The 18,948-nt window shown below is 68.9% G+C and carries 19 protein-coding genes; 7 read left to right on the top strand and 12 right to left on the bottom strand.

Annotation, left to right across the window (positions count from 1 at the left end; genetic code table 11):
• Window position 1: 1 nt before the first annotated feature.
• Window positions 2-1,627: a carboxylesterase/lipase family protein gene (locus SBI67_RS26415; RefSeq protein WP_318983420.1), complete on the bottom strand. Its 1,626-nt coding sequence runs from the start codon at window positions 1,625-1,627 to the stop codon at window positions 2-4.
• 118 nt (window positions 1,628-1,745) lie between these two features.
• On the opposite strand from SBI67_RS26415, the gene SBI67_RS26420 reads away from it, so the two are divergent.
• Complete coding sequence (locus SBI67_RS26420) at window positions 1,746-3,008, top strand: cytochrome P450 (RefSeq protein WP_318983421.1); 1,263 nt, start codon at window positions 1,746-1,748, stop codon at window positions 3,006-3,008.
• On the opposite strand, the gene SBI67_RS26425 is transcribed toward SBI67_RS26420, so the two are convergent.
• Window positions 2,974-3,618, bottom strand: coding sequence for a TetR/AcrR family transcriptional regulator (locus SBI67_RS26425; RefSeq protein ID WP_318983422.1), 645 nt, complete (start codon window positions 3,616-3,618; stop codon window positions 2,974-2,976). The two genes, SBI67_RS26420 and SBI67_RS26425, sit on opposite strands and share 35 nt — an antisense overlap.
• A gap of 92 nt (window positions 3,619-3,710) precedes the next feature.
• On the opposite strand from SBI67_RS26425, the gene SBI67_RS26430 reads away from it, so the two are divergent.
• On the top strand, window positions 3,711-5,240 hold the full coding sequence (locus SBI67_RS26430; protein WP_318983423.1) for an MFS transporter: 1,530 nt from the start codon (window positions 3,711-3,713) through the stop codon (window positions 5,238-5,240).
• Here the strand turns inward: SBI67_RS26430 and mftG are convergent.
• The 7 genes from mftG to mftA form a co-directional block, all read right to left on the bottom strand.
• Window positions 5,230-6,609, bottom strand: coding sequence for a mycofactocin dehydrogenase MftG (gene mftG / locus SBI67_RS26435; RefSeq protein ID WP_318983424.1), 1,380 nt, complete (start codon window positions 6,607-6,609; stop codon window positions 5,230-5,232). The two genes, SBI67_RS26430 and mftG, sit on opposite strands and share 11 nt — an antisense overlap.
• 9 nt (window positions 6,610-6,618) lie before the next feature.
• Window positions 6,619-8,034: a mycofactocin biosynthesis glycosyltransferase MftF gene (gene mftF, locus SBI67_RS26440; RefSeq protein ID WP_318983425.1), complete on the bottom strand. Its 1,416-nt coding sequence runs from the start codon at window positions 8,032-8,034 to the stop codon at window positions 6,619-6,621.
• Entirely contained in the window at window positions 8,031-8,774 is a 744-nt protein-coding gene (mftE, locus tag SBI67_RS26445) for a mycofactocin biosynthesis peptidyl-dipeptidase MftE (RefSeq protein ID WP_318983426.1), read from the bottom strand. Before mftE ends, mftF begins: the two co-directional genes overlap by 4 nt.
• Before the next feature lie 102 nt (window positions 8,775-8,876).
• Window positions 8,877-10,064, bottom strand: a complete 1,188-nt coding sequence (gene mftD / locus SBI67_RS26450; RefSeq protein WP_318983427.1) for a pre-mycofactocin synthase MftD — start codon at window positions 10,062-10,064, stop codon at window positions 8,877-8,879.
• Between the two features lie 2 nt (window positions 10,065-10,066).
• Window positions 10,067-11,287: a mycofactocin radical SAM maturase gene (gene mftC, locus SBI67_RS26455; protein WP_318983428.1), complete on the bottom strand. Its 1,221-nt coding sequence runs from the start codon at window positions 11,285-11,287 to the stop codon at window positions 10,067-10,069.
• A complete protein-coding gene (gene mftB, locus SBI67_RS26460) occupies window positions 11,284-11,583 on the bottom strand; it encodes a mycofactocin biosynthesis chaperone MftB (protein ID WP_318983429.1) in 300 nt (99 codons plus the stop codon). Before mftB ends, mftC begins: the two co-directional genes overlap by 4 nt.
• A gap of 2 nt (window positions 11,584-11,585) precedes the next feature.
• Entirely contained in the window at window positions 11,586-11,681 is a 96-nt protein-coding gene (gene mftA, locus SBI67_RS26465) for a mycofactocin precursor MftA (RefSeq protein ID WP_318983430.1), read from the bottom strand.
• A 104-nt stretch (window positions 11,682-11,785) separates the two neighbouring features.
• On the opposite strand from mftA, the gene mftR reads away from it, so the two are divergent.
• Genes mftR through SBI67_RS26480 form a run of 3 tightly spaced genes read left to right on the top strand, consistent with a single transcriptional unit; the run spans window position 11,786 to window position 14,188 of the window.
• On the top strand, window positions 11,786-12,376 hold the full coding sequence (gene mftR, locus SBI67_RS26470; RefSeq protein WP_318983431.1) for a mycofactocin system transcriptional regulator MftR: 591 nt from the start codon (window positions 11,786-11,788) through the stop codon (window positions 12,374-12,376).
• Window positions 12,377-12,434: 58 nt separating this feature from the next.
• Window positions 12,435-12,935 (top strand): RNA polymerase sigma factor, encoded by a 501-nt coding sequence (locus SBI67_RS26475; RefSeq protein ID WP_318983432.1) that lies wholly within the window; start codon window positions 12,435-12,437, stop codon window positions 12,933-12,935.
• Entirely contained in the window at window positions 12,932-14,188 is a 1,257-nt protein-coding gene (locus SBI67_RS26480; RefSeq protein WP_318983433.1) for a VOC family protein, read from the top strand. The genes SBI67_RS26475 and SBI67_RS26480 overlap by 4 nt, the downstream gene beginning before the upstream one ends.
• A 52-nt stretch (window positions 14,189-14,240) precedes the next feature.
• Here the strand turns inward: SBI67_RS26480 and SBI67_RS26485 are convergent, their stop codons facing one another.
• Together SBI67_RS26485 and SBI67_RS26490 are read right to left on the bottom strand one after the other, a co-directional pair.
• Window positions 14,241-15,431 (bottom strand): NAD(P)/FAD-dependent oxidoreductase, encoded by a 1,191-nt coding sequence (locus SBI67_RS26485; RefSeq protein ID WP_318983434.1) that lies wholly within the window; start codon window positions 15,429-15,431, stop codon window positions 14,241-14,243.
• A gap of 45 nt (window positions 15,432-15,476) precedes the next feature.
• A complete protein-coding gene (locus tag SBI67_RS26490) occupies window positions 15,477-15,923 on the bottom strand; it encodes an Rv2324 family transcriptional regulator (protein WP_318983435.1) in 447 nt (148 codons plus the stop codon).
• Window positions 15,924-16,036: 113 nt separating this feature from the next.
• Between SBI67_RS26490 and ddaH the strand changes: the two genes are divergently transcribed.
• Window positions 16,037-16,882, top strand: a complete 846-nt coding sequence (ddaH, locus tag SBI67_RS26495) for a dimethylargininase (RefSeq protein ID WP_318983436.1) — start codon at window positions 16,037-16,039, stop codon at window positions 16,880-16,882.
• Window positions 16,879-18,081 carry an ornithine--oxo-acid transaminase gene (gene rocD, locus SBI67_RS26500; protein ID WP_318983437.1) on the top strand — a complete coding sequence of 401 codons (1,203 nt, stop codon included), beginning with the start codon at window positions 16,879-16,881 and terminating at the stop codon, window positions 18,079-18,081. Before ddaH ends, rocD begins: the two co-directional genes overlap by 4 nt.
• A gap of 4 nt (window positions 18,082-18,085) precedes the next feature.
• Here rocD and SBI67_RS26505 read toward each other — a convergent pair whose 3' ends face one another.
• Window positions 18,086-18,940, bottom strand: coding sequence for a mycofactocin-coupled SDR family oxidoreductase (locus tag SBI67_RS26505; RefSeq protein WP_318983438.1), 855 nt, complete (start codon window positions 18,938-18,940; stop codon window positions 18,086-18,088).
• Window positions 18,941-18,948 lie beyond the last annotated feature (8 nt).

Genomic DNA, 18,948 nt, shown 5'->3' on the forward strand with positions numbered 1-18,948 from the left:
CTCAGCCTTTCAGCCCGGCCCAGAACGGGCATTGGTGCGCGGCGGCGAAGTCGGTGACCATCCGGCTGCCGTCGGGTCGCAGTTGCATCCACGGGTCGGACCCCTCGTTGACCGGCGGCCAGACGGGCCCGCCGGGCGCGGCGGGGACACCGGTGGTGATGAACTGCGTCCAGTACGACAGCATCTGGTCGGACAGCCGCTGCTGGGCGGCATTCAGCGGCGGCGCACCGCCGATTTCGAACAGGTACCGCAGCTCCAACGAGTGACTGGCCCGCACCGGAAAAGGCAACTGCCGCAACGGGTCCGGAGTGGGCGGAGCGGGGTCGTCGAATTCGTACCCGAAGACCGGCGCCGCCCCCGACAGGTCGGTGGCCATCCGGTGCGCGACGCAGGCGAACACCCCGTCGGTGACGGCGGCGGCATACGCCAGCGACGTATTGCCGCCGAACCGGGCCAGCGGATAACGCTGGCCGACGGCGGGGCCGGCGGCACCGAAGGTGTCCGTCAGCAGGCCCGGATAGTCGGCCGGTGTCGACACATGCCGGGTGCGCAGATACTGCAACGCGACGAACAGGGTGAACTCGTCACGGTTGGTGCCGACCAACACCGGCACCCGGGCGGCCTTGCCGTCTCGGATCAGCGCGACCGGGTCGCCGGGCAGCACCGGCGTTCCCGTCGCCGGGCCGGTCAGCCAGTCATTGCCGATCCGGTAGAACCACGGCGGCTGGTCGAGCTTGGCCGCGGGCAGCGCCCGCAGGCACCGCGCGGCATCGGCCGGGTCGGCGCAGCCCACCCGAGCGGCGTAACGCAGACTCTCCCGGCGGGCGGTGGCCAGATCGGCCTGGGCCTGGCACGGACCGCTCTGGATTATCGCGGCCCGGAACAAGCCGGCCGACCCGGGTGCGACCAGGTGATCGCACACCGACATCGCGCCGGCCGATTCCCCGGCGATGGTCACCTTGCCCGGGTCACCGCCGAAGGCACCGATGTTGTCGTGCACCCAGCGCAGCGCGGCCTGTTGATCGGCCAGCCCGTAGTTGCCGTCCCCCACCCCGGGGTGGGCCAGAAACCCGGGCGCACCGAGCCGGTAGTTGATGGAGACCACGATGACCCGGCCCTTGGTGGCCAGCCATCGCGATCCGTACAGGTCACCGCTGCCGTTGAGGAAGGCGCCACCGTGGATCCAGAACATGACCGGTAGCCCCACCGCGCCGGACGGAACCCAGACGTTCAGCGTCAGACAGTCCTCCGCGGTCTTGTGCCCCCAGCCGGGATCGCGGGAGGTGTCCTGCACACACCGGGCGGGCGGCAGCGTCGCGTCGCGCACTCCGCTCCACGGCCGGACCGGCGCGGGCGGCTGCCAACGCAGCTCCCCCACCGGCGGCGCCGCGTACGGAATGCCTTGGAACAGAACGTAACCGGAGGCAACCGCGCCCTGCAGTTGCCCGTCGCCGAGGTGCACGACGCCGTTGTCCAGGTGTGGATCGGGAGTGGGCACCGGGCTGGTGTCGGCGACCTGACCGGCGCCGCGTGCGCAGCCGCCCAACACCAGGACGGCGACGGCCAGGAGGGCCAACAAGCGAGTGACGGTGCCGGACACGCGGCGCCGAACCGGACCGGACAGCATGATCTGCGAGCCTACGGCAGCCGATCGGCGCAAAGCCGCCCGCGCGACGGCGCACATCGTCGACACTGAGACCGACCGGAAACCTGACACCCGTCAAGTCGACCGCAAGGAGCCGCCGATGAGCACCCCGATCACCGACCGACCGGTAAGCCCCGACAATCGCGTGCTGGCCGATCCCGGTGCCTACGCCGACGAGCCGCGGTTGCATGCCGCCCTGCGCCGGTTACGCGCCGAGCAACCGGTGTCCTGGGTCGACGCCCGGCCGTACCGTCCGTTCTGGGCGATCACCAAGCACGCCGACATCATGGCCGTCGAACGCGACAACGACCTGTTCATCAGCGAGCCGCGTCCGCTGCTGGCCACCGCCGAGGCCGACGATATGGCCAAGGCGCAGCTGGCGGCCGGCATGGGGCTGCGCACGCTGATCCACATGGACGACCCGCACCATCGCAAGGTGCGTGCCATCGGGGCGGACTGGTTCCGGCCCAAAGCCATGCGCGACCTCAAGGTGCGCGTCGACGAGCTGGCCAAGCGGTATGTGGACCGGATGCGCGAGATCGGCCCCGAATGCGATTTCGTCACCGAGATCGCGGTGAATTTCCCGCTGTACGTGATCATGTCGCTGCTGGGCCTGCCCGAATCCGATTTCGGCCGGATGCACATGCTCACCCAGGAGATGTTCGGCGGTGACGACGCCGAGTACCAGCGCGGCAAGTCGCTGGAGGACGGTCTGGAGGTGTTACTGGACTTCTTCTCCTATTTCTCTGCCCTGACCGCCTCGCGTCGGGCCCAGCCGACCGACGACCTGGCATCGGCGATCGCCAACGGCACCATCGACGGCCAGCCGCTCTCCGATGTCGATACCGCCTCGTACTACGTGATCGTGGCCAGCGCCGGACATGACACCACCAAGGACGCCATCTCCGGCGGCCTGCACGCCCTCATCGAGAATCCCGGTGAGCTGGACCGGCTGCGGGCACACCCGGAGCTTCTGGGCACCGCGGTCGAGGAGATGATCCGCTGGACCACGCCGGTCAAGGAGTTCATGCGCACCGCCACCGCCGACACGGAGGTGCGCGGCGTCCCGATCGCCAAGGGGGAATCGGTGTACCTGGCTTACGTGTCGGGCAACCGCGACGAGGACGTGTTCACCGATCCGTTCCGGTTCGACGTCGGCCGCGACCCCAACAAGCATCTGGCCTTCGGTTACGGTGTGCACTTCTGCCTGGGCGCCGCGCTGGCGCGGATGGAGATGACCAGCCTGTTCGGCGAACTCATCCCCCGCCTGGACGCCATCGAACTGGCCGGAACCCCAGAGCTTTCCCGCACCGTGTTCGTGGGAGGGCTCAAGCACCTGCCGATTCGGTACGCGTTGCGTTGATCGCGTGGGTGGCCAGGAATCCGTCGACAGCCGCCCGCGCGATCTCTGCGTAGTCGAAGTCGGGCAGCGTGCTCAGCTTGCCGAGCACGACGGGGCCCAGCAGGAGCGCCGCGGCCCTGGTCCGGTCCACGTCACCGAGCACGGCCACCGCGTCGGGACTGCTCAGCACGGACTCCAACGGGGCGGCGTACTGCTCGGCGACCCGCTCGCGCAGCGTCTGCACCTCGGGGCTGCTCGAGTGCCCCGAGGTGCCCTGCCAGGGCACCTCGGTCATATCGCCACCCAGCGCCAGCCAGGACATGGCCGCCACCGCGACCGGTGCCTCCGCGATCAGCGCGGCCTGCGCCTGCACCAGGGCCGTCAACCGTTCCCGCAACGGACCGTCCGGCGGCGGTTCCGGCGCCGGTGGGATCAGCGCGTGAAAAGCCGCGGCCAGCAAGTCGTTACCACTGGCGAAGTGCCGGTACAGCGTGGCCCTGGCGACGTTCGCGCCGCGCAGCACGGCATCGACGGTCACCGCGCTCGGGCCACCCGATCGCAGTAGCGCCGTCGCAGCATCGAGCAGCCGCGCCCGGGATCGGGCCGGCCGCGGATCCGATTCGGCCGCCATGCTCGAAACACCCTCCCACAGAGAAACGAGACTGTTAGTCTCGCAACAAGACCATTGGTCTCACCATGGTCGCATCCGGAGAGGAGCCGAGCGTGGTCGACACCCCCGTGCAACCGGCCCTCTCGGCGCGCGCCCGGATCTGGACACTGGGCATCGCCTGCCTGGGCGTGCTGCTGGTCATCTCGTCGATGGTGGCGCTCAACACGATGCTCGGCGACCTTGCTGTCGCGATGTCGGCCAGCCAGACCCAGCTGACATGGATCGTGGACAGCTACACCTTGGCGTTGGCCTGCCTGCTGCTAGCGGCCGGCGCCATCGGCGATCGGTTCGGCCGGCGCAGTGCGCTGCTGGCCGGACTGGCCGTCTTCGCGGCGGCGTCGGTGGTCCCGGCGCTGACCCCGGACCCCGCCCTGGTGATCGCCGCCCGTGGGGTGGCCGGCGCCGGCGCCGCGTTCATCATGCCCGCCACCCTGTCACTGCTGACCACGGCCTACCCGAAAGACCAGCGCACCAAGGCGATCGCCATCTGGGCCGGTGTCGCAGGGTGTGGTGCCATTGTCGGCATGTTGGGTTCTGGTCTGCTACTGCAGATCTGGTCCTGGCACGCGGTGTTCTGGGCGTTCACCGCCGCCGCGGCCCTGACCTTCGCCCTGACCCTGACCATCACCGAGTCCCGGGACCCGGACGCCGCCCCGTTGGACGTCGTCGGCGCCGTGCTGATCGGCGCCGCCCTGGCCGTGCTGGTGTTCGGCATCATGGAGGCCCCGGTGCGCGGCTGGGGGCACCCCGTCGTGCTCGGCGGTATCGGGGCGGGGGTGGCATTGCTGGTGACCTTCGGGATCGTGGAGTTGCGCAGACGGGCCCCACTGCTGGATGTGCGCCTGTTCCTGGTACCCGAATTCGCCACCGGCGCAGCGGCTATCACGGCACTGTTCATGACGATGTTCGGCTTCTTCTTCCTGCAGATGCAGTTCGTCCAACTGGTGCTCGGCTATTCACCGCTGGGCACGGCGCTCGCGCTGTCCCCGCTGGCGGTGCCCGTGCTGATCCTGTCCCCGCTATCGGCCTGGTACACCCCGCGGGTCGGGCTGCGCGCCGTGGTCTTCACCGGGCTGATGCTGATGGCGATCGGACTGTTGTGCATGCGCGGCGTCGGTATCGACGCGTCCTATCCGGAATTGGCCTGGCCGTTGATGATCATCAGTACCGGTGTCGGGTTGTTCACCGCACCGACGACATCGGCGATCATGACCTCGACCCCCGACGACAAACAGGGGGTTGCCTCGGCGGTCAACGACACCACCCGGGAGATGGGCGCGGCGCTGGGCATCGCCCTGGCCGGTTCGATGCTGGCCGGCCGCTACACCGCCGAGATCGCACCGATGCTGGGCCGCTACCCCGAACCCGTGCGCACCGCGGCAGCCGGGTCAATCGGCGAGGCACTCACGGTCGCAACACGATTGGGACCGGCCGGTGGCGACCTGGCATATGCCGCGAAGGTGTCGTTCCTTTCCGCCATGCACAGTTCGCTGACGGTGCTGGCCATCGTGACGGGCGTCGTCGCCGTGCTGGTGGCCCTGCGCGCACCGGGCCGTGACGGCCGAATGCTCATCAGGCGATGAACTCGGCCGCCCGGTGCCCGATCATGGCGATGGTGGCGTGCGGGCCACGGCTGGGCAGGGTCGGCATGATCGAGCCGTCCACCACCCACAGCCCCTGCACGCCGTGCACCCGACAGCGCTCGTCGAGCACCGAACCCATCGGCGCGGTGCCACTGAGGTGCTGCGTGGTGGACCAATGCGCTTGGTGCCCAGCCGTTCCGGACAGAGCCGCGGCCAGCTCGGTACCGGCACGCAGGGCGGCCACGTCGACATCCTCACGGTCGTAACGGTGTTCGAGGACCGGCGCGTCGGTGATGTCCGATGACAGCACCGACAGCCGGCCGCGGGAGCGCGGCCGCATCAAGGCGATACCGATATGCGGGTCGTCAGCTCGCCCCGCTCCCGTCATCTCGCTGAAACCAGAAGTGTAGAGCCTGATCTCGACGTCGTCGACGGACAGCGCCGCCTCCACCGGCGGACGCCCGGCGGTGGCCGGCCAGCCCACCGGGAGCACCCATTCCGGGTGATCGCAGAAGGCCGCCCCGACTGGCAGGTCGGCATGCACGGCGATGCCGGCGTACTCCAGCATCCGGGCCGGCCCGATGCCCGACACCAGCAGCAGCTGGGCAGTGCCGATCGCCCCGGCGCACAACACGATTCGATCCGCCGTGAGAGTATGCGCACCCGCGGGGCCGAGCACCTCGACACCGACGGCCCTGGTGCCGTCGATCAGCACACGCAGCACCGGGACATTCGGGCGCACAACAAGATTGGGCCGCCCCATGGCGGGCACCAGGAACGCCGCCCCTGGCCCGATCCGGATCCCGTGGTCGATGTTGAGCGGAACCGCGCCCACCCCGTCCGGACCCGGCGCACCGTTGAGATCGTCGACCCACGGATAACCCATGCCGAGCACCCGCTCGACGAACGCCGCGGTGCCTGCACTGAAGTGCGCCGTCCGGCGGACCGGGATCGGCCCGCGGGCCCCGTGCAGCGGACCGCGGTGATCGAGATCGGTCTCGATGGCCCGGAAATGTGGCAGCACGTCGGCCCAGCGCCACCCCGGCAGGTCCCAGCCGTCGAAATCGGCGGGGCGGCCCCGACAGAAGTAGCCGCCGTTGACGGCACCGGAACCGCCCACCACGGCACCACGCAGCACCTCGGCGGACCGGTTCGGCCGGTCGGTCAATATGCTGCGGTAACGCCGCACGACGGGGCTGCCGAGGCCGATAGGGAGCCGCCCGGCATCACGCAGGTGCCCCGACACCACCGGATCGTCGGCGCCGGGGCCGGCCTCCAGGACCGTCACCCGGCACCGGTCATCGATCGAAAGGCGCTCGGCCAGAATTGAACCGGCGCTGCCCGCACCGACGATCAGGACGTCACTCAACGCGGGGCGTCACGACCGGAGCTGCGGTTTGAGCGCGCCGACGTGGCGTTCGCGCACCACCCCGGTCCACAGCCCGAGCCCGTAGGCGATGTCGTCGAGGCGTTTGAGCAGCAGGTAGCTCAGCACACCGACCCGCTGCGCGTCCTGTTCAGCGTGGTGATTGCGGGTGGCCCAGTCGGCCAGCCCGTCGACGATCGCGGCAACCAGCACCACCTGCCTGCACCGTCGGAAGAAGACGGCCGCCAGCAGCGCCACCGGCCAGTAGTGCCGGCAGATGGCCGAGGCGGTCTGCAGCGCCGAGCCCCACAGGCCGCGTGCCGCCAGCACGGCAACGTCTTTGGGCTCGGTCTCCACCGCGCCGCCCAGCGCCGCCGCGACGCGGCGACCGAACAGCACGGTGATGACGGCGGCCGCGAAGTAACCCATGGTGGATCCGGAGGCCAGCAGGATCCAGACCAGCAGCATCCACCGATGAACCACCATGGGTGCTGTCTTTCCGGGGTGGCGGACCGACAGCGGTGCGGCGGACTGGCCGTAGAAAGCCCTGCGCCCGAACCACTCCCGCAGCTGGGTCCGGTGATCGTGGCCCACCAGGGCGATGGGTTCGTAGCGCAACCGGTGTCCGGCCTCGACGAACCGCCAGCACAGGTCCACGTCCTCACCGGAGCGCAGCGTCTCGTCGAAGCCACCCACTTCGAGCAACAGGCTGCGCCGGCAGATGATGGCGGCGCTGGGCACATACGACACCGGCCCGTAGGGCACCACCGGCGCCTCGCGCATGCCAAGATCCAACGAGGACCGCACCGATTCGTAGCGCGCCACCAGATTGTCCGGCTCGTGCAGGCTCACGATGCGCGGCGCGACGAGGGCCACCGCCGGGTCACAGAAGTGGCCGAGCAGCGACTCCAGCCACCCGCGCCGGGGCACCACGTCGGAGTCCAGAAACGCCACGAAGTCGGTGGTGCACGCGGCCAGCCCGGTGTTGCGCGCGGCGGCGGGCCCGCGGCTGCGCTCATGCCGCAGCACCAGCACGTCGCAGTACATACCGTCGAAGTCGGAGTCACGCACGGGCACCGCCGAGCCGTCGTCGACCACGATGACCCGCATTCCGCGCAGCGAGCGCACCAGCCGGCACAGACCAAGGATGTTGTCCCGCACTGGCACAACCACTGTGACATCGCGGTGCGACGGTCCGCTGGCCGGGCGCGGATGGGCAACCGTGGCATCCAGCAGGGTGCGGGCCAGCTGCGCCGACACCGCGTCGTGCACCTCGAGCCGGCCGCCGTCGAGCATGGTCTGCGCCGCCGGCGCCAGCCGCAGCAGTCTGGTCGGGGACCCGCCCAGCAGTGCGGCACCCTCGCCCAGCACCTTCACCCGCCGATCGACCTGGACGGCGAATCCGTCGGGCAGCCGCGGGCCGGTCATCCGAGCATCCCGTGCGCGTCCGGGGACCAGGCCGACACCCGGTGTACGCACCCGTCGACCATGGCGGCGAACAGCGCGGCACCGTCCCGTTCGGTGGCCGTCGTCGGATCCCCCAGGACCCCGATCTCACTGACCGCGGCCACCCCGCCGCGGCGCATCGCCGGCATCAACTCCGACAACGGTGCTCTGTTACCCGGCACGCGTTCCTCGATCCGCACGTTCTCTGGTGAGATATGTAGCAATACAGAAGTTTCGGTATGTCCAGCATGAGCATCGGCGCCCCGCACCGTACACGATGTCCAGGCCGCATCGCGCCCTTCCGCCCGCAGCAGCGTCACAGCCCCGGTCAACGCCTCCACGTTGCCACCGTGCCCGTTGACGAACACCACCCGCGATGCCCACCCGCAGGCCGACCGGCCGAACTCGGTGAGCATCAGCCGCAACGCCTCGGTACCGATCGATACCGTCCCGGGGAATCCTTCGTGTTCACCGCTGGCGCCGTAGCTCAGCGGGGGGGCCAACAACCACGGCGGTCCGATCCTGCCGGCCGCCGCGCGAGCGACCGCAACGGCGATCCGGGTATCGGTGTCCAGCGGGAGATGGGGTCCGTGCTGTTCGGTGGAGCCCAGCGGCACGATCAGCGCCGGTGACCCGGCGGGCGACGCACCACGCAACCGATTCGACGTCACAGTGCCGAGGTCGGTGGGGAAGGCCACCGGACGATGGTAGGCCGAATTCACCTGGTGTGCGCCGATTGTTGCCGCATGCGCCGCAATTGTTTTGCGCACCCGGCCACGGCCGGCCGGCCCCTGGTCACGTCCGCCACGTCAGCCACGTCCGTATCAGCTGACAGGAACCCCGAGCGCGCGGGTGAAACCTTCCGGAATCAAAATGTCCTCGGCTGACAGGTCGTGGATGGACGCCTTACCGAGCCCGCGCAGCGCCGAATCGATCCCGCCGTGCAGGATGTCGAGGACGTTCTCCACGCCGGCTTGCCCCTCGGCGGCCAGCCCCCACAAGTACGCCCGGCCGATCATGACTGCCTTGGCGCCGAGCGCCACCGCCTTGACCACATCGCTGCCGCGGCGGATACCTCCGTCGAGCAGTACCTCGATCTGATCGCCGACGGCGTCGGCGATCGCGGGCAGGCAGCGGATCGCCGCCGGCGTACCGTCCAGGTTGTTGCCACCGTGGTTGGACACGGTGATGGCCGAAACCCCGGCATCGACAGCACGTTTGGCGTCGTCGACGCGGACCATGCCCTTGAGCAGGAACGGGGCATCGGGCCACTGCTCACGCAGCCAGGCAATGTCCTCCCAGGTGGGCGGCGGGGTGCCCATCCACTGGCCGTAGGCCTCGAAGAAGGTCGGGCCGGGTTCGCCGCGCCGGCCCTGGTTGGGAACGCGCAGATCGGGCGGGCGCAGGTGTTTGCCGAAACTCCACAGCCACCGGGGTTTGGCGATCACCTCGGGTGACATCTTGATCATCGTCTTGAGATCCATGCGCTCCGGGATCTTGGGGCTGCCCCAGTCCCGCCCGTGGCTGAAGCTCCAGTCTGTCGTGGCGATCAGCCCCACCGCCCCGGCATCCTTGGCGCGCTGGACCCGTTCGGCGATCTCCTCGCGGCTGCCCAGCCAATAGATCTGGAAGAAGATCTTGTCGTTGACCGCGGTGACTTCCTCGATGGGCTTGCTGGCGAACGACGACAATCCCATCGCCGTGCCGCGCGCGGCCGCCGCCCGCGCGACCGCCACCTCACCATCGGGGTGCACAGCCTGCACACCCGTCGGCGAGATGATGACCGGCAATGAAATATCCTGTCCCATAACAGTTGTCGACAGGTCACGCTTCTCGGTCGCGCCGATCACGTGCGGAGCGAAGCCAAGTTGAGCGAAAGCCTCGACGTTATCGGAGACCGTCACACCTTTTTCGCTCGCCGAGATCAACGAGGAGTAGGCGGAGCGGGGCAGCCGTTTCTTCGCGCGCTGCTGCGCAATGGCGACGGTTTCGAACCAGGTATCGCGGGCCATGATCAGATGGGACTTTCGTTGCAGAACTTCTTCGGAGGTGCGCCGGCGCCGACATGGGACGGGCGGGGCACGGTGAGGAGTTTCAGCGGGATGGGCCCCTGCGGCTTGTTCCGCCCGCCGCTGCGGGAGTGGTCGACGCTGGGCTTGGGCTTGTCCCGCTCGCGAGCCAGCGCCGGCTCCCCGTAGCCCTGCACGCATTCGGGATCCGGGCCGTCCATCGGCAGTCCGGTGAAGAACTTGGCGGCCATACAGCCGCCGCGGCAGGCGTCGTAATGCCCACAGCCGGTGCAGGCACCGGCCGACTGCGGTTCACGCAGTTCGCGGAACAGCTCGGAGTTCTGCCAGACGTCGGCAAACCCGTTGCTGGTGAGCACGTTCCCGGCCAGGAACTTCTCGTGGATGGCGAACGGGCAGGCATACACGTCGCCGACCGGATCGATCAGGCACACCACCCGGCCGGCACCACAGAGATTCAGCCCGGCCAGCGCGCCCGGCTCGCCCAGCCCGGACAGGTGGAAGAACGAGTCACCGGTGAGCACGCGTTCGCCCTTGGCGACCAGCCAGTCGTAGAGCTGACGCTGCTGCGCGGCAGTGGGGTGCAACTCGTCCCACACGTCGGCGCCGCGACCGGACGGGCGCAGCCGGGTGATCCGCAACGTGGCACCGTAGCGGTCGGCCAATGCCTTGAAATCGTCGAGCTGGTCCACATTGTGCCGGGTGACGACGACGGAGATCTTGGCGTCCTTGAAGCCGGCGGCGGCCAGATTCTCCAGCGCGCGCACGGCCATGTCGAACGATCCGGGGCCGCGCACCGCATCGTTGATCTCGGCGGTGGCGCCGTCCAGGGAGATCTGCACGTCGACGTAATCGCTGGCGGCCAGCTTGGCCGCCACCTCCGGGGTGATGCGTACCCCGTTGGTCGAGAACTTCACGCCCACATGGTGTTCGGTGGCGTAGTCCACCAGCTCCCAGAAATCCGAGCGCACCGTCGGCTCACCGCCGCCGATGTTCACGTAGAACACCTGCATGCGTTCCAGCTCGTCGATGATGTCCTTGCACTGCCGTGTGCTGAGCTCACGCGGGTCGCGCTTGCCCGACGCCGACAGGCAGTGCACGCAGGACAGGTTGCACGCGTAGGTCAGCTCCCAGGTCAGGCAGATCGGGGCGTCCAGGCCGCGCTCGAACTGATCGACCAGCCGGGGCACAGGGGCCACACTCGTCATTGATTCTCCCTCGGGACCAGCATGTGGGACTGTGCGAGCACGCTCAGCGCGTGCAGGTAGGGGCCCTGCGCGTCGTCGTCGATTCCGGCGGCGCGGCAGGCCGACCGCACGTCGGGGTGGTCAGCCAGCGAGCTGACCACCTCGACGATGGTCCGGTTCTTCAGGAACGACAGCTTCCGGGTGCCGAAGTGATACAGCAACGCCCCGAAGGGTTCTGGCCGCACCGCCACCTGGCGGTGCAGGGTCCATGGCCGCGCCGGGTCGAAGGCCGTCACCGGGGCTGTCGGTGCCGACATGGTCAGTAGACCCCGCACATCCCGTCGATCGAGACCTCTTCGACGAGAGACTCGGTGACCAGGTCGGCTTCGGACGCACCGTGCTGATCGGGTTCCATGGACTACCCCTTTCGTTACCGTGATAGTGATCGCAGGGTCCCACGACTGTGACCCACGCCGCACACAATATGGCATCGAGTGCCGAAATGGAAGGGTCTGATCGATGAGCGCCGGACGCCGCCCTTCCACCACCCAGAGCCACATCAGCGGAGTGGGACTGGCACTGTTCGCCACCCGCGGTTTCGACGATGTCAGCGTCGACGATGTCGCCGCTGCCGCGGGGATCTCGCGGCGCACCCTGTTCCGCTACTTCTCGTCCAAGAACGCCATCCCGTGGGCCGATTTCGACGCGCATCTGCAGGACCTGCGCGATGTGCTCGACGCCGTACCCCAGGACGTGCCGCTGGACGTCGCCTTGCGCGCGGCGCTGTTGACGTTCAACGACTTCGGCGCCGAGGAGATGCCACAGCACCGGCAACGTATGCGCGTCATCCTGGAGACCGACGCGCTCCAGGCGTACTCGATGACGATGTATGCCGGGTGGCGCGAGGTGATCGCGACGTTCGTGGCACGCCGGCTGGGACGCAAACCGGCCGACCTGGTGCCGCAGACGGTGGCCTGGACGGCGCTGGGCGTGGCGCTGACGGCCTACGAACAGTGGCTGGCCGACGAATCGGTGTCGCTGCCCGATGCGCTGGGCGACGCGTTCGACGTGGTGGGCCAGGGCCTGCGCATCCTCGGCCCGCACGACTGACGAAAAAAATGTCGGCCAACCCCGTCGGAGTTCGGGCGGCCGCGACGACGATGAGGATGTGAGCGCCCAACCTGACCCCGCCCGGGCGTTGTTGACCCTGTACGACGAGGCACTGCCCGCGGTCTACGGCTACTTCGTCCGGCGTTGCGGCGACCGCGGCACCGCCGAGGACCTGACCTCGGAGACGTTCCTGGCGGCGATGGATGCCGCCCGCAAACCCGCACCGCCGCCGGTGAGCGTGCCGTGGCTGATCGGGGTGGCCCGGCACAAACTGGCCGACCACTATCGACGCCGCTTCGCCGTCCCCGTCGGCGACGTGCCAGAACCGGTTGACCCCGTAGACGACTGGGATACCGAGCTGGATCGCATCGTCGCCGAGGCCGTGCTGGCCCGACTACCCGAACACCATCGCACCGTGCTGGCTCTGCGCTATCTGGACGACCGATCCGTACCCGAGTGCGCCGAATTGATCGGGCGCACCGTGCACGCCACCGAAGCTCTGCTGGTGCGGGCCCGCCGCGCCTTCAGATCGAACTACCCGGAGGGAGGCACGCCATGACCGACAACCGCGATCCGCTGACCGCGCTCCACGGCGACGACCTGCCCGTCACCCCCGATCCCGCGTTCGCGGCCCGGCTACGCGCCCGCCTGGAAGCCGCACTGACCCTGCCCCCGGGCGCCGAAGGAGTTGAGATGAGCGGAACCGATTCCCTGCTTGCCGAGCTGGCTGAGACCGCCGCACCCGGCACCGGCACGGTGATCCCCTACCTCGCGGTCGCCGACGCCCGGGCGGCGCTGGACTGGTATGCCGCGGCGCTGGGCGCCGAGCTGGTGGGCGCGCCGGTAGTGATGGACGACGGCCGGATCGGGCATGCCGAGCTGTCGGTGGCCGGCTCGACGATCTACCTGGCCGACGAGTATCCCGAACTTGGGCTGCAATCTCCTGCAGCGCAGGCTGTTTCGGTGAGCTTGCTACTTCAGGTGGCCGACACCGACGCCCAGCTGAGGCAGGCCCGCACGCGCGGCGCACAGGTGCAGCGCGAACCGTACGAGGCGCACGGCTCACGTCATGCCACGATCATCGACCCGTTCGGGCATCGCTGGATGCTGGCGGGCCCGCTCACCGCACCTATCCGGCACGGTGATGTCGGCTACGTCGCGGTGAACACCCCGGACGCCGCCCGCGCCGCCGCGTTCTACGCCCACGTGCTGGGCTGGCGCTACGAGGGCCACCATGTCGCCGGCACCGGCTTGTCGATGGGGATCCACGAAACCCCGGGGCCGAGCACGCTGTTCTGCTGCTACGCCGTCGACGATCTGGATGCGGCCAGGGCGTCGATCCTGGCCGCCGGCGGGACGGTCGGGCAGCCGCAACACCGCGAGTTCGGCACGGTGCTCGATGCCACCGACGCGCACGGCGTCGCGTTCGCGGTGTACCGGGATACCGCAGGCACCCCGCGTCCGGCGCTCAACGGCACCGGACCGGGTGAACTGTCCTATATCACCTACGAGGTGCCGGATTCGGCCGGCTTCAAGGCCTTCTACGGCCGGGTGCTGAACTGGACGTTCGAACCGGGCCGGGTGCAGGACGGGTGGGGGGTGCTGCAGACCCATCCGATGGCCGGCGTCGCCGGCGGGGCCAGGTCCGCGCGGACCGTGCCGATGTGGACCGTGGCCGATATCGATGCGGCCGTGGCCCGGGTGCGCGAAGCCGGCGGCAGCGTCGTCCAGGAGCCGTCGGTGCAGCCCTACGGGAAATCGGCGCTGTGCACCGACGACCAGGGCGCCCGGTTCTACCTCGGCGAGCACTGACTGGCGATTTGTGGAGCCGCACCCGTAATGATTACGGGTGCGGCTCCACAGATCACGGGAGAACGTCGGTGATCGGCGCCGCGGCGGCGATCTTGCCGCGCGCCTTCATCACCTTGCCAGGCATCCCGCCGCCGACCACCGCGGTCAGCACCCCGTCACGCTCGTAGTAGGCCAGGAACTTGCGGCCGTCGTCCTCCACGATGTGCACGGTGTCCCCGGCGGCCGGTTCGCCGAGGCATTGGATCTTGACGTCGTACTGGTCGCTCCAGAAGTAGGGCACCGACGTCACCGCGGAGGCCGCCTCCTGGCCGAGCAGTGCGGGCACCAGGGCGCGGGCCTGCTCGGCCACATTGCTCCAATGTTCCACCCGCACTTGGTGTCCCACCTCGGTCCGCCAGGACGCCACATCGCCGATGGCCCATACGTGCGGGGCGCTGGCGCGGCCGGCGCCATCGCACACCACGCCGTTGTCGACCTCGATACCGCTACCGTCCAGCCACCCGGTGACCGGATGCGAGCCGATGCCGACGACCACCAAGTCGGCATCGAGCTCGGTGCCGTCGGAGAGCACCACCTTGTCGACCTTGTCGGTGCCGACCACCGAGGCGACCCCGACGCCGCAGCGCACCCGGACCCCCTCGGCCTCGTGCAGCCGGGTGACCAGCGCGCCGATCTGCTCACCGAGCACCGATGCCAGTGGGGTGGGCTGCGGCTCGACGATCACCACGTCCACACCGAGCTGGTGCAGGCTGGCGGCCACCTCACAGCCGATGAAGCCGGCGCCGACGATCACCGCGTTGCGCGCCGTGGCCGCGTGGGCCCGCAGCGCCGCGCTCTCGTCGATGGAGCGCAGCACCCTGATGCCCTCGAGATCGGGGAATGACGGAATCCGTTTGGGCACAAGACCGGTGGCGATCACCAGCTCGTCGTAGTCGATCACCGAGCCGTCGGCCAGCGTCAGGGTCTGCGCGGTGGTGTCGACCGACGTCGCCGCCGAGCCCAACCGCAGGGTGATGTCGTTCTCGTCGTAGAACGCCTGCGGCTTGAGCACGACATCGTGGTCGGGGTTGCGCAGCACCTCCTTGGACAACGGGGGCCGGTCGTAAGGCAGATGTGTTTCGTCGCTGACGATGGTGATGGGTCCGGTGTATTCGGCGCGCCGCAATTGCTCGGCGGTACGGGCCGCGGCCAGTCCACCACCGACAATGACGATTCCACCCTGTTGTGTCACGTGGGTCTTCATACACGATGACAGGCACCCACAGCCTGCCTACCCCATCGGTACCGCTCAGGACCGGGCGCGTTCGATGATGTTGGACAGCACCACGATGCTCTCGCTGCGTTCGATCTCCGCGCTGGCCCTGATGCGTTCCAGCGCCTCCTCCAGGTGCCGCATATCGCGGGCCAGCACGTGCAGGATCGCATCCGAGGTGCCCGTCACCGTCGCCGCGCTGACCACTTCGGGGATGTCGATCCAGGCTCGGCGCAACTCGGCGGGCGCGATGGTGCCGTGGCAGTAGACCTGCACATAGGCCTCGGTGGCCCAGCCCAGCGCGTTGCGATCGACGACGGTGGTGAATCCGCGGATCACGCCGTGGTCGAGTAGCCGGTCCACCCGGCGTTTCACTGCCGGCGCCGACAAATTGACCCGCTCTCCGATCTCGGCGAAAGTGGCGCGGGCGTTGTCGGCCAGCTCGGCCAGGATTCGCTCATCGGTCTCGTCCAGGCGGTCCATACCTCTCCTCACGCAACAGAACACCGACTTCTCGCTCGCGCAACAACAAATCGCCGGCGAACACGCAATAGATAGCGATTGTTTGCATCCTACGCCGCACATACCGTTGATTCATGACGATTTCCGAGGTCGCCAGCCATTCCGCCCTGCCCCCGACGCGCTGCGCGCGCACCCGCCACTACGCCATGACGGCCCCAACGCATTTCGCCGTCGACTACGCCATCAATCCCTGGATGGACACCTCGACACCGGTGGACGCCGCCAGAGCGGTCGAGCAGTGGGAGAACCTGCGCCGGGTGTACCTCGACCTGGGCCACACCGTCGATCTGGTCCACCCGCAGCAGGGCCTGCCCGATATGGTCTACGCGGCCAACGGCGGGCTCGTCATCGGCGGCCAGGCCATCGTCGCCCGGTTCGCCTACCCGCAGCGGGCCGGCGAAGCCGCGGCCTACGCCGCATGGATGACCGACCGCGGGCACCGTCCGGTGCAGACCCGGCACGTCAACGAGGGCCAGGGCGACCTGTTGGTCATCGGTTCGAAAATCTTGGCCGGCCACGGTTTCCGTACCGATGTGCGGGCGCACGACGAGATCGCGGCGATCACCGGCATGCCGGTGATCAGCCTGGAACTGGTCGATCCACGCTTCTACCATCTCGACACCGCGCTGACCGCCCTCACCGACGACCTCATCGCCTACTACCCGCCGGCCTTCAGCGACACCGCCCGCGCCGTCCTGGAACGGCTGTTCCCGGACGCCATCCTGGTCGGCAGCACCGACGCCTACGTGTTGGGCCTCAACGCCGTGTCAGACGGTCGCCACGTGGTGCACCCGGCCGCGGCCATCGGCTTCGCCGACCAGTTGAGCGCTGCCGGCTTCGAGCCGATCGGGGTGGATCTGTCCGAACTGCTCAAGGGTGGCGGGTCCGTCAAATGCTGCACGCTGGAGGTGTTCTCATGACGGTGCTGCAACACATGACCATCGACGAGCGCCATGTCGCACGCAACTACGCCCCGTTGCCGGTGGTCGCGGCATCGGCCGAGGGTGCGTGGATCACCGATGTGGCGGGCCGGCGCTACCTGGACTGCCTGGCCGCGTACTCCGCGGTCAATTTCGGCCATCGCAACCCGGAGATCACCGCCGTCGCACACGCCCAACTGGACACCGTCACCCTGGTCAGCCGGGCGTTTCATTCCGACCGGCTGGGACCGTTCTGCGCGGCACTGGCCCGGATGTGCGGCAAAGAGATGGTGTTGCCGATGAACACCGGAGCCGAGGCTGTGGAGAGCGGTATCAAGGTGGCCCGCAAATGGGGCACCGACGTCTTGGGCATCCCGCCCGGTCAAGCCAATATCATTGTGGCGCAGAACAACTTCCACGGTCGCACCACCACCATCGTCAGCTTCTCCGACGACGACACCGCGCGCGCCGGGTTCGGCCCCTTCACTCCCGGTTTCCGCTCGGTGCCGTTCGGTGACGCCGGTGCGGTGGCCGCAGCGATGGACGAAAACACCGTTGCCGTGCTGCTCGAGCCCATCCAGGGCGAGGCCGGAATCATCGTGCCGCCCGACGATTTCCTGCCTCGGGTGCGGGCACTGTGCACCGAACGCAAGGTGCTGATGATCGCCGACGAGATCCAGTCCGGGCTGGCCCGGACCGGGCGCACCTTCGCCTGCGACCACTGGGACGTGGTGCCGGACATGTACCTGCTGGGCAAGGCGCTGGGCGGCGGGGTGGTGCCGGTATCCGCCGTGGTGGCCGACGAGGAGGTTTTGGGCGTGTTGCATCCCGGCGAGCACGGCTCGACCTTCGGCGGCAATCCGTTGGCCGCGGCCGTCGGCACGACGGTGGTCGCGATGCTCGACCGCGGCGAGTACCAGTCCCGCTCAGCGGAATTGGGCGCACTTCTGCATACCCGACTGGCGCAGTTGTGCGGCGCAGGGGTGCTCGCGGTACGCGGTAAGGGATTATGGGCGGGTGTCGACATCGACCCCCGACTGGGCACCGGCAAGCAGATCAGTCTGCGGCTGGCCGAGCGTGGCGTGCTGGTCAAGGACACCCACGGCCACACGCTGCGGTTCGCGCCACCCCTGGTCATCACGGCCGAGGAAATCGACTGGGCGGTCGAGCAATTCGCGGCAGTCCTGGCCGGGCGGTAACCCGCTAGTACTTCAGGACGCCCCGATCCACGGCGATCTGGCTGCCCGACAGCGTCGCCGAACCGTCACCGGCCAGCCAGGCCACCACGTTGGCGACCTCCTCGGGCTCCATGAACGCCGCGAGTCCCTCATTCTTGCCGTCGGTCACCTTGTGGTAGGGCATCGGGGCGAAGCTGTGCAGGAAGCTCGGGAACTTCCCGAAGATCTCGGCCATGGCCTCCGGCTCGATCATCGGGGTGTCGATCGAGTACGGGTGGATGGAGTTGACCCGAATGCCGAACTCCCCCACCTCAAGTGCCAGCGAGTTGGTCAGCGCGACCAGACCGTGCTTGGACGCCGCATAGTGCGAGTTACCCGGGGTGGCCTTGAGGCCGGCCGAAGAGCTGACGATGATGATCGAGCCGCCGTTGCCGGCGTCGATCATGGCGGGCACCGCCGCCTTGATGGTGCGCCAGGTGCCGTTGAGGTTCACGTCGACGACGGTGTCCCACTGCTCCGGCGTGAGTTCCCACACCCGGCCCCAGCTCAGCACGCCCGCGTTGGCGACTACGACGTCGAGCCGGCCGAACTGCTCCACACCGTCGGCGACCAGCTCCTGCTGAGCGGCCAGATCGCGCACGTCGACGGCGCGGGCCAACACCTTGCGCCCGGCCGCTTCGACGCCACGCACCGTCTCGGCGAGATCCTCCGGGCTTGCCGCCGGATAGGTGATGGTGTCCGATACCGGTGCGCAGATGTCGGCGGCGATGATGTCGGCGCCTTCCCGCGCCAACCGGATTGCGTGGGCCCGGCCTTGGCCCCGCGCGGCTCCCGTCACGAACGCCACACGTCCTTCGAGCGATCCGTTCGCCGCTGCCATTGCCGGTC

The organism is Mycolicibacterium chengduense, from assembly GCF_033741155.1.
In the GTDB taxonomy this organism is placed as follows: domain Bacteria; phylum Actinomycetota; class Actinomycetes; order Mycobacteriales; family Mycobacteriaceae; genus Mycobacterium.